The sequence below is a fragment of the Amycolatopsis sp. WAC 01375 genome (assembly GCF_003947325.1).
Lineage (GTDB): Bacteria > Actinomycetota > Actinomycetes > Mycobacteriales > Pseudonocardiaceae > Amycolatopsis.
Genome location: NZ_QHHW01000054.1, coordinates 272,691 through 299,042 on the forward strand (window position 1 = coordinate 272,691; position 26,352 = coordinate 299,042).

A 26,352-nucleotide genomic window follows, 5' to 3' on the forward strand; every position below is an offset into this window, starting at 1 on the left:
GCGAATGCCACCCGAACCCGAGACCGCCGCCGAACACTTCGCCCGCACAGGGCGTGACGCGGTCACTTATGCCCGGCAGGTCGCCCGCACGGCCAAGGCACGGTACGAACGCCGCCGGGGCGAGAACGCGGAACTGGCGAAGCAATTCGGCAAGGGACGGCTCGCGGGCGGCGAGACAGCGCCGACCCCCGCCGCTGTCCGGAACGCCGCGAAACGGTTCCGCACGGGGGCCGGTCTTCCGGTTCCCGCTTTGCCCTCAGCGGCGGACTTGGTTCCCCTTCGGCCAGAGCCGGCGGCCAGAAGGCCACGTGTGGGTGACGACGACGAGGACTTTTCGCAGTCGCGAATCATGAGCCGAGGCGATTGACCGACCCCTGTGCGTTTGCTAAATCGCGTGGTGAAGGCCCTTTTCGGCACGCGATTCGCGGCGTGCCGTCCGGGTTTCCGCGTTCGGTTCCCGCCGCGAGCGTTAACGCAAGCAACTACTTGAAACCAACGAGCGACAAGAGGGAACCAGACGTGGCAGTGTCTCCGTCGTAGGTCCGTACCAAACGAACTTCACCAAGTACGGATAAACCACGAACGAAGGGGGTAGCTCCCATGGCTGGCGGATTTACCGGGACAGTTGAGCAGTTCACTCAGTCCGAGAAGCGCGTGACCGAGGTCCGCGTCTCGATGGACCAGAACCTGAGCAAGCTTCGCGACAACATCGAAGCCACTCGCGCGGGCTGGACCGGCGACGCGGCGCTCGCGTTCAACAACGTGATGACGCGCTTCGACTCGGCGGGCCGCGGGCTCAACCAGGCCCTCCAGAACATCGGTGACCTGCTCGAGCAGGCCGGTTCGAAGTACAACGCGACCGAGCAGCAGCAGCAGGAGCTCATCAAGTCGGTCAACCAGGGCTTCGGCGTCCTCGGCTGATTCGGCTACACCGCACCAAAACCAAGACTTCTTATATCTGACTGGAGGAACTCATGGGCGAGATGAAGGTCGATTACGCCACGATCCACGCGGCGGCCGACGACTGCAAGAACACCGGCGGTGAGCTGGAAGGCCTCTTCGGGCAGCTGAAGAGCGACCTGGCCCCGCTGGTCAACACCTGGGACGGTGACGCGAAGGTCGCGTACATGGCCGCTCAGCAGGAGTGGGACAACAAGTTCGAGGAGCTCAAGCAGCTGCTCGCGCAGGTCGCCGGCGTGCTGCCGCAGCTGGCCGACGGCTACCAGAGCACGGAGCAGGGCGTCACCGGCCTGTTCTGAGTCTCACGCTCGGAACGAGCAACGGCGGGCAGGCATCTTCGGATGCCGAGCCCGCCGTTTCGTTTGTGTCAAAGGAAAAGCCGCGACGGGTTCCGTCGCGGCTTTCCGTGTCGGTGGAGGTCAGTGCGGCGAGCCGACCTCGAATTCCGGAGTGGTGTTCAGCACCCGGACGGTGACCTTCTTCTGCTGTCCCGAAAGATCGATCGAGCAATCGAACGTGGTCCCGTTCTCCACCCGTTGGCCGGAAGGACATGTCACGTTCTTCACGTCCGGCTCCCCGTAGTGCTCGTTGAGCACGCGGACGACGCCGTCCTGGACCGACTTCTCGTCGAGAGTGTCACCCGCGAACGCGCCGAGCAGCCAAGCCCCGACGCCGCCCGCGATCACGACGGCCGTCGCGATCCCGCCGATCAGCAAGGTCTTCTTGGAAACCTTGGGTTTCTTCGGGGGCTCCGAGCCGAAAGCGCCGAGCCCGCCGTACTGCGACGACTGTGCCTGCTGGGCGGGCTGGAAGCCTCCGCCGTACTGTCCCTGCGGGGGAGTGCCCGGAACCTGTTGCGGTGCTTGCCAATCCTGCTGCTGCGGCGCGGGCTGCTGCTGCGGTTGCTGCCACGTCGTGCCCGGCGCGGGTGCGGCGTTCTGTTGCCAGGGCCCGGAAAACGAGCCGCTGACGCCGGGCTGCTGCTGCCATTGGCCGGTGTAGGAACCGGTGGTCGCGGCATTGGGATCGTTCTGCTGCCACTGCCCGGGATGCGGCCCGGTCGCCTGGCCTTCCTGCTGCCAGCCCTGCTGCTGGTTTCCGGGGTTCGCCGGCGGCTGCCACCACTGCTGCGGCTGTTGCGGCTGCTGTTCCGTCATGCCTCAGACGCCTTTCAACTCGTTGAACCGGCGGTTGAAGTCGTCCTTGGCCGCCTTGTCCGGCAGCACGGTGATCTGCGAGGCGTCCGGTAGCTTCGGCAGGTCCTGGGTGCTCGCTTTGCCGGTGAAGCGGAAGTCGTAGCGCAGTTCGAGCTTGTGCCCGCCGCCCTCGATCTTGGCGTCCATCACGATCTGGTTCAGCGTCCCGTCCGAGTTGAGGGAGACGGTGGTCCGAACCGGGGCTTTCTTCATGTCGCCGGTGATCGCCCCGCTGATCGACGGCGGCAGGATCTCCACCCGTCGCTCCATGAACTTCCCGAACGGGATGTCGGCGGTCAGCTCGATCCGGTTCTCCGGAAGACTTTTCGCGCCCTTCACGATCTTCTTGTCCGCGTTGTAGGCCACGGCGATCGCGTCGGCCATCTTGCAGGCGGTGATGATCCCGACCCAGGCGCAGGGGATGGTCAGCCCGGTCTCCGACTTCGGCATCGAAACCCACGGCGTCGGGGCGAGGCTCTTGTAGACGGGGCCGAGGTACACGTATTCGACGGTCCCGTCGCCCGGGGTGTACCAGTCGATGCTGTCGTCCGGGTTCTTCTGCGAGCGTTGACGGCTGACCCGGCCCTCCGGGGAACCGGTGCGGGCGGACGAGATCGTGCTGCGGATGTACTTCTCGTCGAAGCGGAAGTAGGCGCCCGACTCGCTGGTGACGTCGCGCTGGTCGCCGATGGTGTCCTGCAGCTTGTTCATCGCCGTCTGGAACTTCGTGCCGACGTAGGTCGCCGCGTCGTCGCCCTTCGGCACGGCCGTGCCCGCGCGCCCCTGGCCGCAGGCGGTGGTGAGCACCAGCACAGCGCTCAGCACGCACAAGATGGTCGTTGGACGTTTCTTCATCGCCGTTCCCCTGAATCGAGTCCCCCGCGCGCGGTGCGCGTCCGGATCGTCTCATCCTCTCCCGCGAAGGACGATGCCGTGGGCGGTTCCGCCACACCGGCGAGGTACAGTTGCGGGGCGCCCGCCGGGCGCCGGTCCTAGTATGGGACCCCGGACCGACCCCCGCTTCGCAGTAGGGTCGGGCGTGGGGGTATCTTCATATGTCGTTGTGCGCTGCGGCGCGTAAGCGCTAGGCCCGCACAGAACCCACACGCAATGTTGACGACGAGGTAGACCCTTGCCCACGTACAGCCCCAAGCCCGGCGACGTCACTCGTGCCTGGCACGTGATCGACGCCGAGGATGTCGTGCTCGGCCGGCTCGCGACCGAGGTCGCCACGCTGCTGCGCGGCAAGCACAAGCCGACCTACGCTCCGCACGTGGACACCGGTGACTTCGTCATCATCGTCAACGCCGAGAAGGTCGCGCTCACCGGTAACAAGCGCGAGCAGAAGTTCGCGTACCGGCACAGCGGTTACCCCGGTGGTCTGCGTAAGCGCTCCTTCGGTGAACTGCTCGACACCAAGCCCGAGCACCTGCTCGAGAAGGTCGTCAAGGGCATGCTCCCGAAGAACAAGCTCGGCCGCGCCCAGGCGAAGAAGCTCAAGGTCTACGCCGGCGCCGAGCACCCGCACGCCGCGCAGCAGCCGCAGGCGCGCGAGATCACCAAGATCGCGCAGGTCGCGCAGTGAGTGAGGAACAGTCTGTGACCAGCACCGAGGAGACCGCGACCGAAGCCGTCGCGACCACGGAGACCCCCGCCGTCGGCGAGGCCGTCGCGACGAGCGAGACCCCCGGCACCGCGCGCCCGTCGCGTGCCGCCGGTGGCAACGCCCAGACCGTCGGTCGCCGCAAGGAGGCCGTCGTCCGGGTGCGCGTCGTTCCCGGTACCGGTGAGTTCAAGCTCAACGGCCGCACGCTCGAAGAGTACTTCCCGAACAAGGTGCACCAGCAGCTCATCCGTGAGCCGCTGGTGACGGTCGACAAGCCCGACTCGTTCGACATCTTCGCCAACCTGCACGGTGGCGGGATCTCGGGCCAGGCCGGTGCGCTCCGTCTCGCGATCGCCCGTGCGCTCGTCGAGGTCGACGCCGACGACCGCCCGGCCCTGAAGAAGGCCGGATTCCTGACCCGTGACGCTCGCGCCACGGAGCGGAAGAAGTACGGCCTCAAGAAGGCCCGTAAGGCTCCGCAGTACAGCAAGCGCTGATCGCGCCTCTGGCGCAACCCGCGGAAGCGCCCATCCGTCTCTCGGATGGGCGCTTCCGTGTTTCCGGGGTCTCGGCGTGCCCGAGGACCCCGTTGTCACAGCAGTCCCACGTGCCCCACGCGTTCGCCTTTAGCGGGCTAAACGCGCTCCGCGCGTCGCGTTTAGCCCGCTAAAGGCGAAACCGGGGGTACTGGCTAGGTTGTCGTGGTGGTTTTTCAAGGAGGTCGACAGATGGCTCGTCTATTCGGTACCGACGGCGTACGTGGCCTCGCCAACGAGGAGCTGACCCCGGAGCTGGCGCTCTCGCTCGCCGCCAGCGCCGCCCGCGTCCTCGCGGCCCACGACCGTTCGCACCGTCCGGTCGCGGTCGTCGGCCGTGACCCGCGTGCCAGCGGCGAGATGCTCGAGGCCGCCGTCGTGGCGGGTCTCACCTCCGCCGGTGCCGATGTGCTCCGCCTCGGTGTCCTCCCGACGCCCGCCGTCGCGTACCTGGTCGGCGCGCTCGAAGCGGATCTCGGCGTGATGATCTCCGCCTCCCACAACCCCATGCCCGACAACGGCATCAAGCTCTTCGCGGCGGGCGGGCACAAGCTCCCCGACGGGATCGAGGACGAGATCGAAGCCGGTCTCACCGCTCCCGTCGCCCGCCCGACCGGCCTCGGCGTCGGCCGCGTCAAGGACGTCGCGGACGCGGGTGACCGCTACATCCAGCACCTGCTTTCGGCCACCCCGCACCCGCTCGCGGGTCTGCGCGTCGTCGTCGACTGCGCCAACGGCGCGTCGTCCTTCGCCGCCCCCGAGGTCTACCGCAAGGCCGGTGCCGAGGTCATCGCGATCCACGCCGACCCCGATGGCGTGAACATCAACGAGCACTGTGGCTCGAATCACCCGGACGCGTTGCGCGCGGCCGTCGTCGAGCACAGCGCGGACCTCGGGATCGCGCACGACGGTGACGCCGACCGCTGTGTCGCGGTCGACGCCGCGGGTGAACTCATCGACGGCGACCAGATCATGGCCGTCCTCGCGCTCGCTCTCGCCGAGACCGGCGAGCTGACCAAGAACACACTGGTCGCGACGGTGATGAGCAACCTCGGTCTGCACCTGGCCATGCGCGCGCACGACATCAACCTCGTCACCACCGCCGTCGGCGACCGTTACGTCCTGGAGGAGCTCCGCGCGAGCGGGTTCGCGCTCGGCGGCGAGCAGTCCGGCCACGTCGTCCTTCCCGCCTACGCGACCACCGGCGACGGTCTCCTCACCGCGCTGCGGGTGATGAGCCGCATGGCGTCCACCGGCAAGTCGCTCGCCGAACTCGCCGCCGTCATGAACCGCCTGCCGCAGGTGCTGGTGAACGTCCCGGTGGCGGACAAGGCGGCGGTCGCCGTCTCGGCCGCGGTCCGCGACGCCGTCGGCGCCGTCGAGGCCGAACTCGGCGAAGAAGGCCGTGTCCTGCTGCGCCCGTCGGGCACCGAACAGCTGGTCCGCGTCATGGTCGAGGCCCCCGCGCACGACACCGCACAGGCGGCCGCGGACCGGCTCGCGGGCGTCGTCTCCTCCGCCTCGTAAGCCCTCTCACGATCTTCCCAAGTCGCTGCGCCCGGGTTACCGGCCCGGTACATTCCGTGTGCGTATACCTAGGGGAGGGTGACGGTGACGGGCAACGGGCACAAGGTCGATCCGGCGCAGCTGAACGAGGCCGCCAAGGTCCTGCAGGACCTGCCCAAGCAGGCTTGCGAAGGGCCGATCGGGGCGGTCGAGCAGATCAACCTGAACGCCGGGAGTTTCGGGCCCGCGCACGGGGACTGCTTCACCGGCTATTCCGCGAGCATCCAGCGCTTGGCGAAGTGCGCGCGCAGTTACCTCGCGGCCTCGGACGAGTTCGGCCGCAAACTCGCGGCGTCCAAGGACCTTTACCAGTCCAATGAGGACTCCAACGCCGCCGAGATGAGGAAGCACTGATGCCTCTCGCAGATGTCGGCGGCGACACCGGGCACGACATTCCCAGCCGGGCCGAAGTCGAGAAGATCCTCAACGACCCGAACATCGATCGCGACACCAAACGCGAACTAGCCCTCAACTACATCGACTACATCGAGGACGAGACCCCGGAAAGCTGTGGGTTCGCCAGCGAAGCCGAGCGGAACGGCTTCCGGGACCACCTCAAGTCGATGAACGGTGACTGGATCACCGAGGGGGACCTCGACTTCAATGACGGTTCCCTCGAAGAGGTCAAAAAGGCATACAAGACCGCGCAAGAGAAGTACGACGCGAGCCAGGCCGCCGGGCGGCAGGGCGATCGCGACGCACTGAACAGGGACGCGGCGAAGACCCAGGAGATCGCCGGCCGCGCCACCGAGACCGACCCGGGCTGCGCGAATTCGAACGACATCATGGTCCCCGGTCTGTCGGGATTCAAGGTCTACGAGATCTTCCACCCGGCCTACCTCCGCGCGCTGAGCCTGGCGGGCGGCGGAGCGGCCGTCTCCCTCGGCGAACTCCAGCGGCTGTACCACGAACAGGACAACATCCCGTTCAACCTGTTCAAGGCGAGCGCCGACGAGTTGACCGCGGTCAGCACGGCCGTCGCCGGGTCGGCGCAGGACGTCTCCGGGAAGCTGGGGAACTCGCTCGGCACCTGGGAAGGCGCCGCGGCCGAGCAGGCGCGTGCCTACCAGAAGGCCTATTCGGACAAGACCGGTCTGGTCGCCGAGGCCTTCAAAGCCGCGGGCGACGGACTTCTGCGGACCAACGCCTCGGTGGGCAAGTTCTGCCGCGAAAAGGTCGAGTGGCTGCAGAAGTGGTACACCGACAACATCGACGGCGCGACGGCGCAGGACATCGAGCGGATCATCCGCATCGCGGACGGCTCGTGCAGTCAGAACGACATCATCCACTGCATCAAGTTCCTGAGCATCGAAGCCAAGGACGCGTTCAACGACGACGGCGGCGACATCGACCAGAGCACCATCGACGAGGTACTCAAACCTCAGGCGGTCGCCTGGCTGAAGAACGTCTTCCTCGCCTGGTTCGGCAAGCACATCGAGAACTTCCAGCTGGTGTGCAAGAACACGCGCGACGCGATCAACGGCGCGTGGAAGGCGTACTTCGATTCACTCGGCCAGGTGGTCGAGAACCCGTTCGCGGACTTGGGCAAGACCCCGGAGACGGGTGGCGAGAAGCCCGTCGAGAAGGGCGGTGGCGGCAAGGACACCGGCGGTGGCGGCGGTCCGTCGTCGGGTACTGGTGGCGGCCCGTCTTCCGGTGGGGGCGGGGCAGGCCGCATGACGCCGAGCAATCACGAGAACATCCAGCCGGAAAAGCCCGAAGTGCCGGGCCAGGAGAAGAACCCGGTCACGGACAAGCCGCTCGACGTCGACCCGGCCACCGGGGAGCCGTATCCGATCGACCCCCGGACGGGTGAGGCGATCAAGAACGGCACCGAGGCCACCCGGCCCGAGCCGGTGACGGTCGAGCAGGGCGACCGCAAGATCTCCATGGCCGAGCCCGGCGCCGACGGGAAGATGGGCATCTCGGTCCAGGACGGCACCGGCCAGGCCAAGGACTACGACCTCGACTTCGGTGACGGCAAGGCCACGCCGGCCGCCGAGCAGCCGGCCAACCCGGGTCAGGTCCATCAGCCGGGCCCTGACGGCAAGATCCGCATCGAAGACGGCGGGCTCAAGATCACCGCGGAACGGCCGAACGGTCCCGACGGGCCGACACTGGTGACCGTCGACGACGGGTCGGGGCAGCCGTCGAAGTACACCTTGGGTGAAGACGACCGGAGCCCGGACTCCGCGCCGCAGCCCGCTGGAAGGCATGCCGCGGAAGGTGCCGCCGCGGCCCGGCCGGTCGAAGAGGTCGCGCGTCAGCAGGCCGAGCAGGGTGTCCGCCCGCACGACACCACGTCCGGCGGGACCGGCGGCGGAGCGCCCGCGCCGGTGCCAGGCCAGCCGGCCGAACCGGTGGCGGTGGCCGCGGACGGTGGTTCCGAATCGACGACGGCGCAGTCGTTGAGCGACCCGTTCGCCGGTGGGGACAGCGGTCTCGGCGACACGTCGGATCCGGCCGGATCCGGCGGCGGCGCGTCCGCTCCGTCGGCGCCGTCCGGACTCGGTTCCGCCCCTGGCGGGGGCGCCCAGGACCCGGCCGCGGCCGGTGCGGGGATGATGGGCGGCATGGGCATGATGGGCGGCGGCGCGGCCGGAGGCGGACAAGGATCCGGCGAAGACCAGCAGCGCACGTCCAGCGGATACCGGGTCGACGGCGGCCTGTTCGACACCGCGACGACGGGCAGCCGGATCAGCGGCTCGCTCGACGACGACGGCGTCATCGGTTTCCGCTAGCGGTCAGGGGAGGGATCAGTGAATCCTGAGGAGGATCTCGCCAGACTCCGGCACAAGCTGGCCGGGTTGGAGCGCGAGAACGGCGACCGGATGTACCTGGTCGACAACCGCGCGACCAAGGCGATCGAGGAGACCCGGGCCGCCGGCGACCAGCTCAAGCAGGAGACGAGCGCGGCGCTGACGGCACGACTCGAGCAGAAGAAGCGAGCGGAGGCCGCGGGCGGCTGGGCGACCGAGTCGACTCTCAGCGAAAAGGTCGAAGACGACGGCGACTTCGGGTTCGAGGAGGACGAGGCCGAGAACGAGCGCCGCGCCGGGTACCGGACGGCCGACGAGCCGCCGATCGCGTACTGGGCCGCTCCTCCCGTGCCGCCTCCACCTCAGCCGCCTCCGGCACCGGTCGCCGAAGAGCGTCCGACAGGGCGGCATCGGCGGGCGGCCGCACGCGGTGACGACGACGATTTCGCCGACACCGACTGGCTGGCGACCTGAACGGTCAGGTCCGCAGCGCCACGATGGCCCGCTCGACACCGTGGAAGACGGCGTGCGTCTTGTATCGCACGTCTTCGGCGACATGGTCGGGAGTCAGGACCTCGGCAAGGGCGCGAAGCGCCACTTCGCCCTCGGCGACCGCGACTCGTGAGCCGGGACAGGTGTGCCGTCCGAGGCCGAACGCGAGTTCGGCGTCGGGGCCAAGCGGGATGGCCAGTTTGTCCCCGGCGGCGAAGTCCTTGCCCGCCAAGGAGAACGGCGCGATCACGCGGCGGGCGGCGAAGCGGGTCGGGGCGATTTCGTGGATCAGGCCGCGTACGTCGTCGAGGACGTCTGGGCGGCGTAGGAGTTCGAGGCCGGCGAGGGCGAGGAAGTTCATGGAATTCTCGTACGCCGCGTGGGCGAGCATCACGGGCGTGATCATCAGCTCGTCTTCGGTGATCCGGCCTGCTTCGTGCGCTTCGCGGAGCAGCGCCAGCCCGCCGCCTTCGACGGCCGTCGCCTTGAGGAAGAACATCGCGACCCTGAGCGCGGCGGTGTCGGCCCCGGCAGGCCCGCCCGACCAGACGTCCAGGTTCGCGGCGGTCTCCGAAAGGTTCGTCAGCAGCTTCTCGCCGAGTGGCTCGACCGTGCCGAGCATCGCCTCCGTCACCCTGGCCGCCACCGGCCTGGCGAAATCGGCCACCAGGTCGAACCGCGAGAGCGACTTTAGCGGGCTAATCGCGATCCGGAGGTCGGTGAGCACGGCGTCCGGCAGGGGCTCCACCAGGGCGATGACCTCCTTGACGACAGCGCGCAGCCGCCGGTGGTCCGCGCCGTCCATCAACAGGAGGTTCGGGGTCTCGGCGGCGGCGCCACCCGGGTTCGAGCTGAGCTCGCGGTCGCGCAGCGCCTTGACGCGATCCGCCGGATCGTCCAGCACGAAGAAGTCGTCCACGCTCGTATGATGCCCATGCCGCGGCCGGAGGATGTGCCAGTGCCCTCGAAACCGTCATCAGTAGTGCCCGACGAAGTGTTGCGAACCCCGCTCGTGCACCGTCTGCTCGAGCGCGCCGAGGTCGAGCGTCCGGCGTACACCCACCTCGACTGCTCGAACCGGCACGAACCCGTCGAGGACACGCTGACCTGGGCCGAGCTTCTCGGCCACGTCCGCGCTGTCGCGGCGAAGCTGCGCGAACTGATCCAGCCGGGAGACCGCGTCGCGATCACGGCGCGGCAGGACCTCTCTTACGTCGTCGCGTTCTTCGGCGCGCTGTACGCCGGCGCCGTCGCGGTTCCGCTGTCCGCTCCGGACGTCCGCGCTCACCGCGAGCGGCTCGTCGGGGTGCTCAACGACTGCGACGCCGACATCTGGCTCACGTCGGAAGCCCTGGTCGAACGGCTGACGGAGTTCGCCGAGGCCGAATCGGTTCCTGCGCCGCGCGAGATCGTCGCCGTCGACACCCTGCCGCTGGATCCGGCGGACCGATCCCTGCCGGCACCGGTTTCCCCCGAAGACCCCGCCTACCTGCAGTACACCTCCGGCACGACGCGATCACCCGCCGGCGTGATCATCACGCATCGGGCGTTGTCGGCCGCCTGCTGGCAGATCTGCGACGCCTACGACGTCGACGAGCACACCACGTGCGTCGGCTGGATCCCGTTCTTCCACGACATGGGGCTGGCGCAGTTGCTCGCCGGGACGATGCACGCCGGCGGCCGGACGGTGTTCATCGCGCCGCTGGAGTTCATCCGGCGCCCGGAGCGCTGGCTGCTGCTGATGTCGTCGTATCCGAACACGCTCACCGCGGCCCCGAACTTCGCGTACGACCTGGTGACGGAGGCCGTGCCCGAGGCGAAGCGTGCCGAGTACGACCTCTCGACCGTGGCGATCGCGCTCAGCGGCAGTGAACCGGTCCGCGGGGCGACCGTCCGGGATTTCCTCGCGGCGTACGAGCCCCACGGCTTCCCGCGGGGCGCGTTCCGGCCGTCCTACGGGTTGGCCGAGGCGACGGTCTACGTCGCCAGCGGCGATTCCAGCGGCCCGGTGGTGACCGAAGTGGACGGCCGCGAGGTCGTCGAGATCGGCCGGCCACGGGGCCAGCGGGTCCGCGTCGTCGCCCCGTCGGATCGCGTTTTGCCCGCTAAAGTCGACCTGGGCGGGACGGGAGAGATCTGGGTCAAGGGGCCCAACGTGGCGGCCGGGTACTGGCGGCGTCCGGAGCTGACCGCCGAGGTGTTCGACGCCGAACTCGACGGGGAAGGCGGCTGGCTCCGCACCGGCGACCTCGGCACGATCCGCGATGGCAGGCTCTCCGTGACCGGCCGCCTGAAGGATCTGATCATCATCGACGGCCGTAACCACAGCCCGCACGACATCGAAGAAACCGTCGCCGCCGCCCACCCCGTCCTCGGGCCGGAGCGGGTCGCCGCGTTCTCGGTCGACGGCGACGAAGGCGAGGGCGTCGTCGTGGTCGCCGAGCGTGCGCGGAAGGCCCTCGACTTCGACGAATCCGAGATCGCGCGGGCCGCCACCCGCGCCGTCGCCGAGCGCCACGACGTGCGTCTCCGGGCCTTCTTCCTGGTGAAACCCGGTGGCCTGCCGCGGACCTCCAGCGGCAAGGTCGCGCGTTCCGCGGCCAGAACGCGGTACTGGACGCCGGATGGGACAGAATCCCCCCATGGCAGCTGACGCGAGCGAGTACGTCGACGAGATCAAGGCCCTCGTCTGCGAGACCTTCGACGTCGATCCGGACACCATCGACGAGAACACGCCCTTCGCCGAGATGGGCGTCGACTCGCGGCGCCGCGTCCGGCTCCTCGCGACGGTCGAGGTGGAGTTCGGCATCGACATCGACCTCGACGAGCTGGATCGCCTTGTCGACATCCGGGGCGCGGCGACCGTTCTCGCCGAGGCCGTCGAAGCGGGCGCGAAACCGCGAAAACGCGGCCTACCAGGCTTCTTGCGCCGAAATCGTTTGAGTTAGCAAAGGTGTGAATGTTCCTGCGGCCTCGATGACCGGTGGGTACATTCTGTGTGCATATGCGACGGCACCTGAGGCCACCGGCGTGCGTCGTAGGTAGGACAACGAGGCGGATACAGCGGGACGAAGGGGGCACCGGTCATGCCGGACGGGGGCTACAAAGCCGATTCAGAGGCGATGCTCACGGCGTCGACGTCGTTGGAGCGCGCAGCTGAGAACACGACGTCCGAGGCAGGGAAGGTGGGGCCGACCCAGGTGCAGCCTGCGGACTTCGGCCGGGTGCACAAGGACTACCAAAAGGGCTACGCCACCGGGATTCTCGCCATTTCCGACGCGATGAAGGGCTACGCGGGCCAGCTCACCCAGCTCGCCGGAGGGGTCAGTACCGCGTCGACTCGCTACACCTCATCCGACCAGGCGAACGCCGCGGCTGCCAACAAGGCGGGGACGCAATGAGCAAGTACACGTGGGAGCAGAAGAAAGCCCTCCTCGACGACCCGTACATCACACAGGGCACGAAGGACAAGCTGCTCTTCGGTGGCGACGACGCCTACGAGAAGGCCATCGCCGAGCGTGATTCGAACGCGGCCGCGGACAAGAAGCAGAAGACCGCCGTGGAAAAGGCGGACAAGGATCTCGACGCCATGTCCAGGCCGGCCGCGGGCGGTTCGACGACCAAGTCCGACCAGGTGCTCGACCTCGGGAATCCGGCGCTGAGCTTCTTTTCCGACTGGGCCGAGCAGGTCTGGAACAAGATGCCCGACCGGCCGTACGAGATCAATTACAAGACCGACGTCTGGGACCGGTTCCACGAGAACCGTGAGATCAACTTCCAGAAGATGTTCGACGAGGTCGAGGATCTCGGCGACGCCAAAAAGGCCGTCGAGCAGACCAGGACGGACGCGACTTCGGCGCTGACCACGCTCTTCCACGATTGGAAGGGGGAGGGCGCGACGGCCGCGAAGGTCAAATACGAGCAGCGGATCCAGCCCGACGCGAAAGAACTCGTCGCGCAGATGGACGGCGCCATCAAATTGGTGCCTTCGACCATCGACAAGATCTACAGCGCGCTCAAGCTGAAGGTCGACGAAACGCTGAAGCTGCGTGTCGACAAAGTCGCCACGGCGCCGCTGTTCACGGCGAAGCAGGTCGTCGAGATCGCGAACGGCAAGGTCGATTCCAAAGAAAAGCTCATGGACGTCGCGTATTGGCTCGACTCCGCGTGTCCTGGCAACAACCTCGCCGAACGGCTGCGTGACGACGACTGCAAGCTGAACGACGAAAACAAGGACTACGCGATCGGGGCCGCGAAGCAGTGGCTGAAGGGTTCGTTCGCCACCGAGTTCGGTGAGCGGTTCGAGAACTTCAAAAAGCTCTGCAAGAACGCGACGGAAACGATCAACACGCAGTATCACGAGCTTTCGCGGTTCATGGAGGACTACACGAACCCGTTCCCCGCGCCAGGGGCCGAGAAGCCGCCCGCCGACGACGGTAAGGGCAACGACAACGGCGGCAACGGCGGAGGGAACGGCGGCGGAAGTGGAAGTGGGAGCGGGAGCGGGAGCGGCGGTGGAAGCGGCAGCGGGGGCGGTGCCAGCACGCCGCCCGCCGCTACGGTCCCCGAGACGCCGAAGCCGGAGGACAAGCCCGCCGAGGGCACGAACCCGGTGACCGGCAAGCCGCTCGAGCTGGACCCCGAGACCGGCAAGCCGTACCCGATCGACCCGGCGACGGGTGAGGCGATCAAGGACGGCATCGACGGTCAGGACACCATGACCGTCCAAAAGGGCGACAACAAGATCGAGATGACCGAGCCGGATAAAGACGGCAAAATGGACATCAAGGTCGACGATGGCAAGGGCAACGAGAAGGACTACAAGCTCGACTTCGACGACCCGAAGGGCGAAGAAGGCAAGGACGCCAAGCCCGGCGAAGAGGGCAAGGACGGCGACTTCGGCCCGAAGGGCGCGGTCAAGGAAGGCGAGCCCGGCGCCGACGGCGTCTACCGGCCCGGCCCGGACGGCAAGATCCACATCCAGGACGGCAACCTCAAGATCACCGCCGAACAGCCCGACGGCCCGAACGGTCCGACCGTGGTGACCGTCGACGACGGCAAGGGCGAGCCGACCACCTACACCCTCGACGAAAAGGGTGAGAAGAAGGAACTCAAGCCCGGCGACGTCCTCGAGACCGATGACCTCAAGAACGGTCTCGACGACCGGAATCCCGGCAATCCGCAGCCCGGCAAGGTCGAAGACGTCCAGGCGATGCCCGCCCCGGCCGATGGCATCGCGCCTCCCGGTGGTGGCTTCAGCGCTCCGGGCGGCGTCGAGGTCGGTGTGGGTGTCGGTGCGGAAGGGACCGCCGCGGGGTCCGCGGAGGCCGGTGGTGCCGCTTCGGGTGCTGGTGGCGACGGCACCGTGCCTGCCGCCAGCGGCGGCGGAGGCGGCGGCAGCTTCGAAGGCGCGCTCGGCGGCGCCATCGACGGCGGTGCGGCGGCTTCGCTGAACGAAGCCGGTTCCCTCGAAGCGGGCATTCAGACCGGAGGCGGCGCGCAGCCTGCCGGGGCCGACGCCGGTCTCGGGGTGGCTCCCGGCGGGATGGACCCGGCGCCCGCGGCTGCCGGTGCGGGTGCCGGAAGCTCGCCCGCCGGAATGGGCGGCATGATGGGTGGAATGGGTGCCATGGGCGGCGCGGCCGGTGGTGGCGGGGGTGACACGCAACGCGGGTCGAGCCAGTACCGCGTCGAGGGTGGCATTTTCGAGACCAGTGGCGCGGGCGGCCGGATCAGCGGCTCGCTCGACGACGATGGTGGCGACCGTTCGATCAGTTACGAGCGATGATCGGTAGCCGGGGAACGAGGGAGGACCGATGAGCGCTGTTGACCGGCTGGCGGCCGCCATGTCCAGGCAGGACGCCGCCATCACGGAGCAGGTGGAGCAGCGCGGGCTGCGGGAACGGCATCTCGCCGATGCCAAGGCCCAGGCGGCGGAGACCATGCAGAAGGATGCCGCCATCCATGACAAGTACGCCGCCCACATGCAGGAGCTGGGGAAGCGGAGCAAGGAGGCGGGTGGCTGGCTGACCGGCAAGACGACCGCCGACCGCAGCCACACGATCGGCTTCGACATCGAAGACGACGACAAGCCGGACGCCCGGTTCGCCGAGTTCGGCGCGCGGCCCGACGCTCCGCGTCCGGCGCCGCTGCCTCCGCCGCCTCCTCCGGTCGCGCCAGGGGTGCCTGGGATCCCGGCGACGGTGGACGTCCCGCCCGCGGCGCCGACGCCGGCACCCGCACCGAGTGCCGCGCCGCCGGAAGAACCTGGGACGCCCGCGCGTCGTCGAGGTCGGCACGCGCGCGACGACAAGGGATTCGACGACGACGACTTCTCGAACAACTCGTGGATGGTCGACTGATCGGCTTCACCGCACTTCAGGGCCCGGCTCGCCAGAGCCGGGCCCTTTCTTTCGCCCACCTCGCCCCGCGGCGACGCGTCGCCTTTAGCGGGCTAAACGCGATCCGGCGCCGCGGTGCCCTCGTTCGGGGACGCGTCGCCTTTAGCGGGCTAAACGCGACGCGTAGGCAGGCTAAGTAACCGGGAGCGCGTCCGGGGCCAGATCGCGTTTAGGGGGCTAAACGCGCTCCGGAGCGGGTCAGGCGGCGGGTTCGTCCTGGGCTTCGATCGGGGCGCGTTTGACGTCGGCGTCCAGCAGGGGCTGGTACTTCGTCGTCCCCGTCAGGTGAGTGAGGAAGAACGCGGTGAACAGCGCCCTCGTCAGCTGCTGGGTCCCGCGATGCGGCTTCCCGTGCAGCAGCAACTGGCTCCAGTGCCTGCCCTCGGTGACCCCGAGGTGCGACGACTTCCCGAGCGTCCGCAGCTGCACCGGCCCGCCCCACGCGTCCGCGATGGCCTCGGCGTGCCCGACCGGCGGCGCGACCAGGTCTTCGCCCGCCGCGAGATGCAGGCCGGGTGCGGTCACCGACCGGGCCGACACGGTCGCGGGCGGCAGTGTCTGCGCGGGGGTGATGGTCGCGACGGCGCGGATCTCGGGTCGCTCGTCGTTCTCGGCGGCCTGCGCGGCGGCCAGCACCGCCGAACCGCCGCCGGTCGAATGTCCGGCCAGGCCGAGTTTCGCCGGATCGACGCTGATGCCGTCCGGTCCGAGGCGGACCGTCGTGATCAAGTCGAGCGTGGTGAGGAGGTCGCCGGCCAGCAGCCGGTGCGAAGGCAGCGGCCCGCGCTGGGTGGCCGGGGCCGCCGCGACGATGCCCCAGCTCGCGAGGTGCCGGAGCAGGTGCCGGTAGCTCCCGGTCGGCTGCAACCAGCCGTGGCCGAACGCGATCGCGGGCAGACCGAGCCCGGAACGGGGCGTGAACACGACACCGGGGAGCCCGACCAGGGCGAGGTTGCCGCGCAGAACCTCGTGCGGACCTGGGTGGGACAGCTCCGCGAGCAGCTGCTTGGGCTTGCTGGCCATGCTCGTGACCTTACTGCCCGCACCCCCGTCCGGCCCGCGCGCCGCCCCGCGCATCGCGTTTAGCCCGCTAAAGGCGACGCGCGGGCGCCCGGGCGAAGGGGCCGAATTTCCGTCGTTAGGCTGGTGGCCGTGTGTGGAATCGTGGGATACGTCGGACACCGCCCGGCTCTGGACGTCGTCATCGGCGGGCTTCGCCGGATGGAGTACCGCGGCTATGACTCGGCAGGCGTCGCCGTCCTCGACGGCGCGGGAGCGCTGAACGTCGAGCGCAAGGCGGGACGCCTGGCCAACCTGGAGACCCAGCTCGACACGGTCGGCAGGGACACCTTCACCGGCACCGCCGGAATGGGGCACACCCGTTGGGCCACCCACGGCGCCCCGGTCGACCGCAACTCGCACCCGCACCGCGACGCCTCCCAGCGCGTCGCCGTCGTGCACAACGGCATCATCGAGAACTTCGCCGCCCTGCGCGCCGAGCTCGAGGCCGACGGCGTCGAGATGGCGAGCGACACCGACTCCGAGACCGCCGCGCACCTGATCTCCCGCGCCTACACCGAGGGCGACACGAAGGGCGACTTCCCGGCCAGCGTCGCCGCGGTCTGCCGTCGTCTCGAGGGCGCGTTCACCCTGGTCGTGACCATCGCCGACCAGCCGGACACCGTCGTCGCCGCCCGCCGTTCGTCGCCGCTGGTGGTCGGCGTCGGCGAGGGGGAGCACTTCGTCGCTTCCGACGTCGCCGCGTTCATCGAGCACACCCGCGAGGCGGTCGAGCTCGGCCAGGACCAGCTCGTCGTGATCACCCGCGAGGGTTACGAGGTCACCGACTTCCACGGTGACGCCGCCCAGGCCAAGCCGTTCACCGTCGACTGGGACCTGTCGGCCGCGGAAAAGGGCGGCCACGAGTACTTCATGCTCAAGGAGATCGAGGAGCAGCCGGAAGCGCTGGCGAACACGCTGCGCGGTCACTTCGACGGCGGCCGGATCATCCTCGACGAGCAGCGCATCTCCGATCAGGATCTGCGTGACGTCGACAAGGTCTTCGTCGTCGCCTGCGGATCCGCGTACCACTCGGGCCTCGTCGCCAAGTACGCCATCGAGCACTGGTGCCGCCTCCCGGTCGAGGTCGAACTGGCCAGCGAGTTCCGCTACCGCGACCCGGTGCTGGACCGCGCGACGCTGGTCGTCGCCGTCTCCCAGTCGGGCGAGACCGCGGACACCCTCGAAGCCGTCCGCCACGCGCGCGAGCAGAAGGCCCGCGTCCTGGCCGTCTGCAACACCAACGGCGCGCAGATCCCGCGCGAGTCCGACGCAGTCCTCTACACGCACGCCGGTCCGGAGATCGGCGTCGCCTCGACCAAGGCGTTCCTGGCGCAGATCGCGGCCAACTACCTGGTCGGCCTGGCGCTCGCACAGGCCCGCGGCACCAAGTACCCGGACGAGGTCGCCCGTGAGTTCGCCGAACTCGAGGCCATGCCCGCCGCAGTGCAGAAGGTCCTGTCCACTGTGGACCAGGTCCGTGACCTCGGCCGCCGGATCGCCGACTCGAAGGCCGTGCTGTTCCTCGGCCGTCACGTCGGTTTCCCGGTCGCCCTCGAAGGCGCGCTGAAGCTCAAGGAACTGGCGTACATGCACGCCGAGGGTTTCGCCGCGGGCGAGCTCAAGCACGGCCCGATCGCGCTGATCGAAGAAGGCCTGCCCGTCGTCGTGGTGATGCCGTCGCCGAAGGGGCGCGCGGTGCTGCACTCGAAGCTGGTGTCGAACATCAGCGAGATCCAGGCGCGTGGCGCCCGCACGATCGTGATCGCGGAGGAGGGCGACGAGACCGTCCGCCCGTTCGCCGACGAACTGATCGAGATCCCGGCCGTCCCGACCTTGCTGCAGCCGTTGGTTTCCACGGTGCCGCTGCAGGTGCTGGCCGCCGAGATCGCCCGCACACGGGGGTACGACGTGGACAAGCCGCGTAACCTGGCGAAGTCGGTCACCGTCGAATAGAGACCGGAGGCGTCGTGCAGGGAATCTGGACCACGGAACGGATTCGCGCGGCGGAGAACCGGTTGCTCGCCGTCACTCCCGACGGCGAGCTCATGCGGCGAGCGGCTTTCGGTCTCGCGGTGCACGCCGCCGAAATGCTGGCCGAGCATACGGGTTCGGTGTCGGGGCGGCGGGTGACGTTGCTCGTCGGATCGGGAAACAACGGCGGTGACGCCTTGTGGGCGGGTGCGTTCTTGCGTCGCCGCAATGTGGCCGTCTCGGCGATCTTGTTGAAGCCTGAACGCGCGCATGGCCCGGGTTTGGCCGCCTTGAAGCGATCCGGTGGCAAGATCGTGTCCCTTGAGGACGGTCCACAGTGGATCAGCCGGGCGGATCTCGTCGTCGACGGGATCGTCGGTATCTCGGCGCGCGGGCCTTTGCGGCCGGACGCCGCCGCGCTGCTGGAGCACGTGAGTTCGCCGGTGCTGGCCGTGGATCTGCCGAGCGGGGTGGATCCGGACACCGGCGCCGTCGACGGTCCGGCGGTCGTGGCCGACCGGACGGTCACCTTCGGCGCGCTCAAACCGGTGCACGCCCTCGCGCCCGCGTCCTGCGGCGAGGTGTCGCTGGTGGACATCGGACTCCGGCTCAGTAAGCCCGACCTACAGCGACTCGACACGGAGGACGTCGCCGCCGCCTGGCCGATGCCCGGGCCGAGTGACGACAAGTACAGCCAGGGCGTGGTCGGGGTGGCCGCCGGATCGGCGACGTATCCGGGGGCGGCCGTGCTCGCGGCCGGTGCGGCGGTGCGGGCGACGTCCGGGCTGGTGCGGTACGCCGGTCATGCCGCGGACGTGGTGCGAGGCCATTGGCCCGAGGTCATCGCGACGGGTTCGGTGACCGACGCGGGCCGGGTGCAGGCGTGGGTCGTCGGCCCAGGGATCGGCACCGGAAACGAGGGCCGGGACGTGCTGCGGTTCGTGCTCGGCCGCGGCGTGCCGGTGTGCGCGGACGCCGACGCGACGACGATCATCGCGGGTTCACCCGACGTGCTCGACGCGCGCGATCCCGACACGCCGCTCGTGCTGACCCCGCACGCCGGCGAGTTCGAGCGGCTGATGGGTTCGCCGCCGGGGGCGGACAGGGTCGCGGCGGCGCGTTCGGCCGCGCGGAAGTACGACGCGGTCGTGCTCTTGAAGGGGTACTGCACGGTGGTCGCGGCGCCGGACGGGCGCGCGCTGGTGAACACGCCGCGGGGATCGTGGCTCGCGACGGCCGGTTCGGGGGACGTGCTGTCCGGTCTGGTCGGCGCGCTGCTGGCCGCCGGGCTCGACCCGTGGCTTGCGGCCGGTGCCGCCGCGCACGTCCACTCGCTCGCCGGTTCGCTGGCCGCCGACGGCGCCCCCACCTCGGCGTCCGGCATCCTCGCCGCGATCCCGGACGCCATCCGGTCGGCTCGGTCTCTCGCCTCCTGACCAGGGCGCCGACGCGCCTTTAGCCCCCTAAGTGCGCTCTGCGGGCGGGTGCCCTCAGAGCGCACTTAGCCCGCTAAAGGCGACACGACGGGGTCAGAGGGCGAGGCGAGAAAAATGCGGGAGTTATCGAGTTACGTGTTAACTCCAGGCGAATAATCTGGTAAGAAGCAGGTGTGAGCGCCGACACCCACCCCGCCGAGACCGCGATGGTCCGGGTCGTGAACGGTGTCGCCCATGTCTAAGACCAGGCCTTCGGACGCCGCCGTCGAGCAGCGACGCCAGGAGATCCTCGACCACGTCATCGCCACCGGCGAAGTCCGCATCGACGACCTGACCACCCGGTTCGGCGTCAGCCTCATGACGATGCACCGCGACCTCGACGAACTCGCCGAGCGCCGGCTCCTCCGCAAACTCCGCGGCAAGGTCGAGGCGTACCCCGCGACGACCATGGAGTCGGCAGCCCGGTTCCGTGACACCTTCAACCAGGCCACGAAGGACGCGCTGGGCGAGGCCGCCGCGGCGCACGTCCACTCCGGCCAGACCGTCTTCGTCGACGATTCGACGACGCTTTTCCCGCTGGTCCGCCGTCTCGGCCGGATCGAAGACCTCACCGTCATCACCAACTCGCTCGAAGCCGCCCGCATCCTCGGCCCGGCCAAGAGCGTCGAGGTCGTGCTGGCGGGCGGCCGCTACCACCACGAGTTCGACTCGTGCGCCGGCCCGGACGTCATCGCGTTCCTCGACCGCACGCACGCTGACATCGCGTTCGTCTCGGTCGCCGCGGTCGCGGTCGGCCGCCTGTTCCACCCGGTCCAGGACTACGCCGAGCTCAAGAAGGCCGCGTTGCGCACCGCCGACCGCAGTGTCCTGGTGGTCGACAACTCCAAGTTCGGCCGCACCGCCACCTACGCGTACGGCGACATCGGCGACTACGACCTCCTGATCACCGACGAAGAGGCGCCGACCGAGGAGATCGAGGCGGCGCTGACCGCGGGAACCGCCATCGAGCAGGTCGAATGCGCACCGGAGGGCCCGGAATATGAGTTCTGAGCTGGTCGCCGGAATCGACTCGTCGACCCAGTCGACGAAGGTCGTCGTCTGCGACGCGAACACCGGCGAAATCGTCCGCACCGGCCGTGCCTCGCATCCCGACGGCACCGAGGTCGCCCCCGCCGTGTGGTGGGACGCGTTCCGCGAGGCCACGGGAGGCCTGCTCGACGGCGTCGGCGCCATCGGCGTCGGCGGTCAGCAGCACGGCATGGTCACCCTCGACGAGGCGGGTGAAGTCGTCCGGCCCGCGTTGCTGTGGAACGACACCAGGTCCGCGAAGGCGGCCGAGGACCTCGGCGTCGAACTCGGTCCCGAGAACTGGGCGAAATCCGTCGGCTCGCTGCCGGTCGCCAGTTTCACCGTCACGAAGCTGCGTTGGATGGCGGAGCACGAGCCCGAACTGGCCGATCGCGTCGCCCGCGTCCTGCTTCCGCACGACTGGCTGACCTGGCGGCTGCTGGGTGACGGCGCCGAGCCGGTCACCGACCGCGGTGACGCCTCCGGCACCGGCTACTTCTCGCCCGCCACCGGCGAATACCGCAAGGATCTCCTCGCCCACGCCTTCGGTGGCCGCACGCCCGAGCTGCCCAAGGTCATCGGCCCCGCGGAAGCCGCGGGCCACACCCCGGACGGGATCCTGGTCTCGGCAGGCACCGGCGACAACATGGCCGCCGCGCTCGGTCTCGAACTCGCCTCCGGCGACGTCGTGGTCTCGCTGGGCACCAGCGGCACCGTCTTCGGCGTCTCCGAAACCGCGAGCGCCGACCCCTCCGGCATCGTCGCGGGATTCGCCGACGCCACCGGCCGCTTCCTTCCGCTGGCCTGCACCCTCAACGCGGCCCGCGTGCTCACGGCCACGTCCGCGATGCTCGGCGTCGAACTCGCGGAGTTCGACAAGCTGGCGCTCGCGACCGCGCCCGGTGCCGGCGGCCTCACCTTCCTGCCATACCTCGACGGCGAGCGGACGCCGAACCTCCCGGACGCCAACGGCACGCTCTTCGGCCTGACCCGCGCGAACATGACGCCCGAAAACCTCGCCCGCGCCGCCGTCGAAGGCATGCTGTGCGGCCTTGCCGCCGGTCTCGACGCCCTGCGCGAGCAGGGGCTCGAAGTCCGCCGCGTGCTCCTGATCGGTGGCGGCGCGCAGTCGGCCGCCGTCCGCGCGGTCGCGCCGATCGTGTTCGGCGTGCCCGTCGTCATCCCCGAAGTCGCCGAGTACGTCGCGGTCGGTGCCGCGCGGCAGGCGGCCTGGGCCCTCGCTTCCAGCACGGAACCTCCCCGCTGGCAGGAACAGCACGGCTACACCCCACTCGAGCCGACCGAAGCGGACAGCGCCGCGGGGCGCCGGATCCGGCGACGGCATCTCGAAGCCCGCGAACTCGGGCACGGCATTTCCGCGAAACCGAAAGAGGACTGAACCGATGGCCACGATCACCTACGACAAGGCGACCCGGCGCTACGCGGGCTCCGAGCGGCCCGCCGTGGACGCACTCGACCTCGAGATCGCCGACGGCGAGTTCCTCGTGCTGGTCGGGCCCTCCGGCTGTGGCAAGTCCACCAGCCTGCGGATGCTCGCCGGCCTCGAGGACATCGACGAAGGCGCCGTGTGGATCGGCGACCGCGACGTCACGCAGCTGCCGCCGCGCGCCCGCGACATCGCGATGGTGTTCCAGAACTACGCGCTGTACCCGCATATGACCGTGGGCCAGAACATGGGCTTCGCGCTGAAGATCGCTGGACGTCCGGCTTCGGAGATCAAGCAGAAGGTGCTCGACGCGGCCAAGCTGCTCGACATCGAGGACTACCTCGACCGTAAGCCGAAGGCGCTCTCCGGCGGTCAGCGCCAGCGTGTCGCGATGGGCCGCGCCATCGTGCGTGAGCCGCAGGTCTTCCTCATGGACGAGCCGCTGTCGAACCTCGACGCGAAGCTGCGTGTCTCCACCCGTACGCAGATCGCCGCGCTGCAGCGCCGCCTCGGCGTCACCACCGTGTACGTCACGCACGATCAGGTCGAAGCCATGACGATGGGCGACCGGGTCGCGGTCCTCTCGGACGGTCTCCTGCAGCAGTGCGACACCCCGCGCGCCCTGTACGACCGGCCCGCAAACGCTTTCGTCGCCGGATTCATCGGCTCGCCCGCGATGAACCTCGTCACCGCGAAGCTCACTGAAGACGGTGCTGAGCTGGGTGGCGCGCGCGTGCCGCTGCCCCGCGAGATCCTCGCCAAGGCCGACGGCGACACGGTCACCCTCGGCTTCCGCCCGGAGTCGCTCGAGGTGACCACCAGCGAAGACGGCACGCTGCCGATCAAGGTCGACCTCGTCGAGGAGCTCGGCTCGGACGCGTACGTCTACGGCAAGCTCGCCGAGACCGACGCCGAGGGCTCGAAGTCGAACGTCGTCACCCGCGTCGACCCGCGCAAGCCGCCGGTCATGGGCGACACCCTGCACCTGCGGATCCGTCCCGACGAGCTGCACGTGTTCTCCGCCACCGACGGGGCGCGCCTGTCCTGAGCCGGTTCGTGGGAAACTGGTGGTCGTTATGACCGCCAGTTTCCCGCGTGCCGAGGTCGTCATCGACCTGTCCGCCATCCGGCACAACGTCGTCCTGCTCGCTTCCCGTGCCGCCGGTGCCCAGACGATGGCCATCGTCAAGGCCGATGGCTACGGGCACGGAGCCCTCGAGGTCGCCCGTGCCGCCATCGAGGGCGGGGCCACCTGGCTGGGCACCTGCTCCCTCGGCGAGGCGCTCGCGCTGCGCCGGGCGGGGATCGGGGTCCGGCTCTTCAGCTGGCTCGACACTCCCGAAGCCGACTTCGCACCCGCGGTCGCCGAAGACATCGACGTCGCCGTGAGCTCCCTCGACGAGCTCGCCCGCGTGGCCGACGGCGCGCGCCGGGCGAGCGACTTTAGCGGGCTAAACGCGATCGCGCGGGTGCACCTCAAGATCGACACCGGGCTGTCCCGAAATGGCTGCCCACCTGCGGAATGGCCGGCGTTGGTCCAGGCCGCCGCGGCCGCGAAGCCGCTCATCGAGGTCGTCGCCATCTGGTCGCACCTCGCCTGCGCCGACGAGCCCGGCCATCCCTCCATCGACGCGCAGGCGAAGCGGTTCGATGAGGCCTACGACATCGCCCGTGCGGCCGGCCTCACCCCGATGCGGCACATCGCGAACTCCGCCGCCGTGCTGACCAGAGCCGACCTCCATTTCGACCTCGTCCGCCCCGGGATCGCGATCTACGGGCTGAACCCGGTGCCCACCGCCGACGATCTGCGTCCGGCGATGACCTTCAAATCGTCCGTCGTGCTCACGAAGCGGATCCCGGCCGGCGAATCGGTCTCGTACGGCCACAGCTGGACGGCCGAACGCGACACCACCCTCGCGCTGGTCCCGGTCGGATACGCCGACGGTGTGCCGCGGTCGCTGTCCGGGCGGATGGACGTCCTGCTCGCGGGGAAGCGACGGCCGGTCGTCGGCCGCGTCTGCATGGACCAGCTGATCGTCGACTGCGGAGACGACGAACCGGCCGTCGGCAGCGAAGTGATCCTCTTCGGTCAGGGCACGTCCGGCGAGCCCACGGCCAGGGAATGGGCCGACAAGCTGGGAACGATCGACTACGAGATCGTCACTTCGATGTACCGCCCGCGAATCCACCGGACGTATCTGGAGGCAGGCTCGTGACACCTTCACGAAGACTGCTGGCCATCGTCGGCGGCGTCGGTGCGGTCGCCACCGGCACCGCCGCCGCGATCGCCGTCGCCGCACAGCAGCGGCGGCAGAGTGAGGATCCGTTCGTGGACGAGCCGTTGGGGGATCTTGAACCGGACCGGACCTCGACAGTGGCGGCGGAGGACGGCACGCCGCTCGCGGTAGAGGAGATCGATCCGGCCGATGGGGGAGAACCGGAGCTGACCGTCGTCGGCGTGCACGGTTTCGCGTTGTCGAAGCGCTGCTGGCACTTCCAGCGGCGAGACCTCGCGTCGCTGAAGCTGCCGCGGGTGCGTCAGGTCTACTTCGACCATCGCGGGCACGGGCAATCCGGCGCCGCGACCGCCGAAACCAGCACCATCGAACAGTTGGCGCGCGACCTCGACATGGTCCTGCGCTCGGTGGTGCCGGAGGGACCCATCGTGCTCATGGGGCACTCGATGGGCGGCATGGTGATCATGGAGCTCGCGGCGGAGCATCCAGAGCTGTTCGACGACCGCGTCTGCGGTGTCGCGTTCATCGCGACCGCAGCGGGCGAAGTCGGCGCTCGGGGCCTGCCGAGATCACTGCTCTCGAAGTACAACCCCCTCACGCGCGGTGTCGGCGGACTGGCCGGCTGGCAGCCGGGACTCGTCGAGTTCGTGCGCGCGGCAGGCGGGCAGCTGACCCGGCAAGCCGTGCGGAGGCTGGCTTTCGGCAGTCGTGACGTGTCTCCGCGACTTGTCGACTTCATGCTGGAAATGCTCGAAGTGACGCCGGTACGCGGGCTCGTGAACTTCGTCGACACGCTCGGCAGTCACAACCGGTACGCCGCGCTCGCCGGGCTGAAGCACGCGCACGTGCTGGTCGTCGGCGGGGATTCCGACCGGTTCACGCCCATCGCGCACGCCGAGCGGATCGCGGCGGAGCTGCCGGACGCGGAGCTGGTGCGCGTCCGCGGCGCCGGACACATGGTGCAGCTGGAACAACCCGAACTGGTGAACAGCCACCTGATCGACCTGATGCAACGGTGCACGGGCACCGATGGTGAGACTTCCGAACGGCGGACCTGGTGGTGGCAACGCTGATGAACTTCGCTTTCCCGACTCCCGAATCGACGATGGATTTCGGTCGTGAGCTCGGACGTTCGCTGCGCGCGGGCGATCTGGTGCTGCTCGCCGGGCCGCTCGGGGCGGGCAAGACGACGCTGACTCGCGGGATCGCGGACGGTCTCGGGGTCGGCGGGCGGGTCAGCTCGCCGACGTTCGTGCTCGCCAGGGTGCATCCGGCGGGCGAGGCGGGGATCGCGCTGGTGCACGTCGACGCGTACCGGCTCGGTGGGGATCTCTCGCAGCTGGACGACCTGGACCTCGATACCGAACTGGAGCGGTCCGCCCTCGTCGTCGAATGGGGCGAGGGGGCCGCCGAGCGCCTCTCGGATGACTACCTCGTCGTGCGGCTGGAGCGTCGTGAAGACGACGTCCGCATGGTCACCCTGGAGCCGCACGGCACCTGGACGTCCCGCACGCCCGACTTGCGTTTAGCGGGCTAAACGCGATCTGAGCCCCGGGACCGCCGGAGCGACTTTAGCGGGCTAAACGCGATCTGCGGGCCGACCTGCGTTTAGCCC

The 26,352-nt window shown here is 69.2% G+C and carries 26 protein-coding genes; 22 read left to right on the forward strand and 4 right to left on the reverse strand.

The features are described from left to right. The first annotated feature begins 4 nt into the window (after window positions 1-4). From DL991_RS36310 to DL991_RS36320, 3 genes are all read left to right on the forward strand, one after another. Window positions 5-367, forward strand: coding sequence for a hypothetical protein (locus DL991_RS36310; RefSeq protein ID WP_125788837.1), 363 nt, complete (start codon window positions 5-7; stop codon window positions 365-367). Between the two features lie 233 nt (window positions 368-600). Beyond that, window positions 601-921, forward strand: coding sequence for a WXG100 family type VII secretion target (locus DL991_RS36315; protein ID WP_125788838.1), 321 nt, complete (start codon window positions 601-603; stop codon window positions 919-921). Between the two features lie 53 nt (window positions 922-974). Further along, the gene (locus DL991_RS36320; RefSeq protein ID WP_125788839.1) at window positions 975-1,259 is read left to right on the forward strand and encodes a WXG100 family type VII secretion target; all 285 of its coding nucleotides are present in this window, start codon (window positions 975-977) and stop codon (window positions 1,257-1,259) included. 120 nt (window positions 1,260-1,379) lie between these two features. Here the strand turns inward: DL991_RS36320 and DL991_RS36325 are convergent, their stop codons facing one another. Both DL991_RS36325 and DL991_RS36330 read right to left on the reverse strand, forming a co-directional pair. Beyond that, entirely contained in the window at window positions 1,380-2,117 is a 738-nt protein-coding gene (locus tag DL991_RS36325; RefSeq protein ID WP_125788840.1) for a DUF4333 domain-containing protein, read from the reverse strand. A 3-nt stretch (window positions 2,118-2,120) separates the two neighbouring features. After that, on the reverse strand, window positions 2,121-3,011 hold the full coding sequence (locus tag DL991_RS36330) for a hypothetical protein (protein WP_125788841.1): 891 nt from the start codon (window positions 3,009-3,011) through the stop codon (window positions 2,121-2,123). A gap of 277 nt (window positions 3,012-3,288) precedes the next feature. Between DL991_RS36330 and rplM the strand changes: the two genes are divergently transcribed. From rplM to DL991_RS36360, 6 genes are all read left to right on the forward strand, one after another. Continuing rightward, window positions 3,289-3,741: a 50S ribosomal protein L13 gene (gene rplM / locus DL991_RS36335; protein WP_005166833.1), complete on the forward strand. Its 453-nt coding sequence runs from the start codon at window positions 3,289-3,291 to the stop codon at window positions 3,739-3,741. Window positions 3,742-3,755: 14 nt separating this feature from the next. Next, window positions 3,756-4,259 (forward strand): 30S ribosomal protein S9, encoded by a 504-nt coding sequence (gene rpsI / locus DL991_RS36340; RefSeq protein WP_125788842.1) that lies wholly within the window; start codon window positions 3,756-3,758, stop codon window positions 4,257-4,259. A 231-nt stretch (window positions 4,260-4,490) separates the two neighbouring features. After that, window positions 4,491-5,825, forward strand: coding sequence for a phosphoglucosamine mutase (gene glmM, locus DL991_RS36345; protein WP_125788843.1), 1,335 nt, complete (start codon window positions 4,491-4,493; stop codon window positions 5,823-5,825). An 84-nt stretch (window positions 5,826-5,909) separates the two neighbouring features. After that, window positions 5,910-6,218 (forward strand): type VII secretion target, encoded by a 309-nt coding sequence (locus tag DL991_RS36350; RefSeq protein WP_125788844.1) that lies wholly within the window; start codon window positions 5,910-5,912, stop codon window positions 6,216-6,218. Next, window positions 6,218-8,605: a hypothetical protein gene (locus DL991_RS36355; RefSeq protein ID WP_125788845.1), complete on the forward strand. Its 2,388-nt coding sequence runs from the start codon at window positions 6,218-6,220 to the stop codon at window positions 8,603-8,605. Before DL991_RS36350 ends, DL991_RS36355 begins: the two co-directional genes overlap by 1 nt. An 18-nt stretch (window positions 8,606-8,623) precedes the next feature. After that, window positions 8,624-9,097 carry a hypothetical protein gene (locus tag DL991_RS36360; RefSeq protein WP_125788846.1) on the forward strand — a complete coding sequence of 158 codons (474 nt, stop codon included), beginning with the start codon at window positions 8,624-8,626 and terminating at the stop codon, window positions 9,095-9,097. Window positions 9,098-9,101: 4 nt separating this feature from the next. Here DL991_RS36360 and DL991_RS36365 read toward each other — a convergent pair whose 3' ends face one another. Beyond that, window positions 9,102-10,034 (reverse strand): cytochrome P450, encoded by a 933-nt coding sequence (locus tag DL991_RS36365; RefSeq protein ID WP_125788847.1) that lies wholly within the window; start codon window positions 10,032-10,034, stop codon window positions 9,102-9,104. Window positions 10,035-10,049: 15 nt separating this feature from the next. On the opposite strand from DL991_RS36365, the gene DL991_RS36370 reads away from it, so the two are divergent. From DL991_RS36370 to DL991_RS36390, 5 genes are all read left to right on the forward strand, one after another. Then, window positions 10,050-11,768 (forward strand): fatty acyl-AMP ligase, encoded by a 1,719-nt coding sequence (locus tag DL991_RS36370; RefSeq protein ID WP_125789070.1) that lies wholly within the window; start codon window positions 10,050-10,052, stop codon window positions 11,766-11,768. After that, window positions 11,758-12,063: an acyl carrier protein gene (locus DL991_RS36375; protein ID WP_233599203.1), complete on the forward strand. Its 306-nt coding sequence runs from the start codon at window positions 11,758-11,760 to the stop codon at window positions 12,061-12,063. The genes DL991_RS36370 and DL991_RS36375 overlap by 11 nt, the downstream gene beginning before the upstream one ends. 138 nt (window positions 12,064-12,201) lie before the next feature. Further along, complete coding sequence (locus DL991_RS36380) at window positions 12,202-12,516, forward strand: hypothetical protein (RefSeq protein ID WP_007031081.1); 315 nt, start codon at window positions 12,202-12,204, stop codon at window positions 12,514-12,516. Further along, window positions 12,513-14,903: a hypothetical protein gene (locus tag DL991_RS36385; protein ID WP_125788849.1), complete on the forward strand. Its 2,391-nt coding sequence runs from the start codon at window positions 12,513-12,515 to the stop codon at window positions 14,901-14,903. The genes DL991_RS36380 and DL991_RS36385 overlap by 4 nt, the downstream gene beginning before the upstream one ends. Before the next feature lie 28 nt (window positions 14,904-14,931). After that, window positions 14,932-15,477: a hypothetical protein gene (locus tag DL991_RS36390; protein ID WP_125788850.1), complete on the forward strand. Its 546-nt coding sequence runs from the start codon at window positions 14,932-14,934 to the stop codon at window positions 15,475-15,477. A 237-nt stretch (window positions 15,478-15,714) separates the two neighbouring features. Here the strand turns inward: DL991_RS36390 and DL991_RS36395 are convergent, their stop codons facing one another. Further along, the gene (locus DL991_RS36395) at window positions 15,715-16,539 is read right to left on the reverse strand and encodes a dienelactone hydrolase family protein (protein WP_125788851.1); all 825 of its coding nucleotides are present in this window, start codon (window positions 16,537-16,539) and stop codon (window positions 15,715-15,717) included. A gap of 129 nt (window positions 16,540-16,668) precedes the next feature. On the opposite strand from DL991_RS36395, the gene glmS reads away from it, so the two are divergent. The 8 genes from glmS (at window position 16,669) to tsaE (ending at window position 26,274) form a co-directional block, all read left to right on the forward strand. Then, a complete protein-coding gene (gene glmS, locus DL991_RS36400; RefSeq protein ID WP_125788852.1) occupies window positions 16,669-18,531 on the forward strand; it encodes a glutamine--fructose-6-phosphate transaminase (isomerizing) in 1,863 nt (620 codons plus the stop codon). Window positions 18,532-18,545: 14 nt separating this feature from the next. Then, on the forward strand, window positions 18,546-19,985 hold the full coding sequence (locus DL991_RS36405) for an NAD(P)H-hydrate dehydratase (protein WP_125788853.1): 1,440 nt from the start codon (window positions 18,546-18,548) through the stop codon (window positions 19,983-19,985). Between the two features lie 234 nt (window positions 19,986-20,219). After that, a complete protein-coding gene (locus DL991_RS36410; RefSeq protein ID WP_125788854.1) occupies window positions 20,220-21,035 on the forward strand; it encodes a DeoR/GlpR family DNA-binding transcription regulator in 816 nt (271 codons plus the stop codon). Then, window positions 21,025-22,452 carry a xylulokinase gene (xylB, locus tag DL991_RS36415; protein WP_125788855.1) on the forward strand — a complete coding sequence of 476 codons (1,428 nt, stop codon included), beginning with the start codon at window positions 21,025-21,027 and terminating at the stop codon, window positions 22,450-22,452. Before DL991_RS36410 ends, xylB begins: the two co-directional genes overlap by 11 nt. A gap of 4 nt (window positions 22,453-22,456) precedes the next feature. Continuing rightward, window positions 22,457-23,548, forward strand: coding sequence for an ABC transporter ATP-binding protein (locus tag DL991_RS36420; protein ID WP_125788856.1), 1,092 nt, complete (start codon window positions 22,457-22,459; stop codon window positions 23,546-23,548). A 28-nt stretch (window positions 23,549-23,576) separates the two neighbouring features. Then, window positions 23,577-24,716, forward strand: coding sequence for an alanine racemase (gene alr / locus DL991_RS36425; RefSeq protein ID WP_125788857.1), 1,140 nt, complete (start codon window positions 23,577-23,579; stop codon window positions 24,714-24,716). Beyond that, a complete protein-coding gene (locus DL991_RS36430) occupies window positions 24,713-25,810 on the forward strand; it encodes an alpha/beta fold hydrolase (protein WP_199746245.1) in 1,098 nt (365 codons plus the stop codon). The genes alr and DL991_RS36430 overlap by 4 nt, the downstream gene beginning before the upstream one ends. Continuing rightward, entirely contained in the window at window positions 25,810-26,274 is a 465-nt protein-coding gene (gene tsaE / locus DL991_RS36435) for a tRNA (adenosine(37)-N6)-threonylcarbamoyltransferase complex ATPase subunit type 1 TsaE (protein WP_199746246.1), read from the forward strand. Before DL991_RS36430 ends, tsaE begins: the two co-directional genes overlap by 1 nt. Window positions 26,275-26,352 lie beyond the last annotated feature (78 nt).

Bases quoted from the DNA above. Each gene is read 5' to 3' on its own strand.
- DL991_RS36310 (WP_125788837.1), top strand. From the start codon at position 5: ATGCCACCCGAACCCGAGACCGCCGCCGAACACTTCGCCCGCACAGGG.
- DL991_RS36315 (WP_125788838.1), top strand. From the start codon at position 601: ATGGCTGGCGGATTTACCGGGACAGTTGAGCAGTTCACTCAGTCCGAG.
- DL991_RS36320 (WP_125788839.1), top strand. From the start codon at position 975: ATGGGCGAGATGAAGGTCGATTACGCCACGATCCACGCGGCGGCCGAC.
- DL991_RS36325 (WP_125788840.1), bottom strand. From the start codon at position 2,117: ATGACGGAACAGCAGCCGCAACAGCCGCAGCAGTGGTGGCAGCCGCCG.
- DL991_RS36330 (WP_125788841.1), bottom strand. From the start codon at position 3,011: ATGAAGAAACGTCCAACGACCATCTTGTGCGTGCTGAGCGCTGTGCTG.
- glmM (WP_125788843.1), top strand. From the start codon at position 4,491: ATGGCTCGTCTATTCGGTACCGACGGCGTACGTGGCCTCGCCAACGAG.
- DL991_RS36355 (WP_125788845.1), top strand. From the start codon at position 6,218: ATGCCTCTCGCAGATGTCGGCGGCGACACCGGGCACGACATTCCCAGC.
- DL991_RS36370 (WP_125789070.1), top strand. From the start codon at position 10,050: ATGCCGCGGCCGGAGGATGTGCCAGTGCCCTCGAAACCGTCATCAGTA.
- DL991_RS36375 (WP_233599203.1), top strand. From the start codon at position 11,758: ATGGCAGCTGACGCGAGCGAGTACGTCGACGAGATCAAGGCCCTCGTC.
- DL991_RS36380 (WP_007031081.1), top strand. From the start codon at position 12,202: ATGCCGGACGGGGGCTACAAAGCCGATTCAGAGGCGATGCTCACGGCG.
- DL991_RS36385 (WP_125788849.1), top strand. From the start codon at position 12,513: ATGAGCAAGTACACGTGGGAGCAGAAGAAAGCCCTCCTCGACGACCCG.
- DL991_RS36390 (WP_125788850.1), top strand. From the start codon at position 14,932: ATGAGCGCTGTTGACCGGCTGGCGGCCGCCATGTCCAGGCAGGACGCC.
- DL991_RS36395 (WP_125788851.1), bottom strand. From the start codon at position 16,539: ATGGCCAGCAAGCCCAAGCAGCTGCTCGCGGAGCTGTCCCACCCAGGT.
- DL991_RS36410 (WP_125788854.1), top strand. From the start codon at position 20,220: ATGTCTAAGACCAGGCCTTCGGACGCCGCCGTCGAGCAGCGACGCCAG.
- xylB (WP_125788855.1), top strand. From the start codon at position 21,025: ATGAGTTCTGAGCTGGTCGCCGGAATCGACTCGTCGACCCAGTCGACG.
- DL991_RS36420 (WP_125788856.1), top strand. From the start codon at position 22,457: ATGGCCACGATCACCTACGACAAGGCGACCCGGCGCTACGCGGGCTCC.
- alr (WP_125788857.1), top strand. From the start codon at position 23,577: ATGACCGCCAGTTTCCCGCGTGCCGAGGTCGTCATCGACCTGTCCGCC.
- tsaE (WP_199746246.1), top strand. From the start codon at position 25,810: ATGAACTTCGCTTTCCCGACTCCCGAATCGACGATGGATTTCGGTCGT.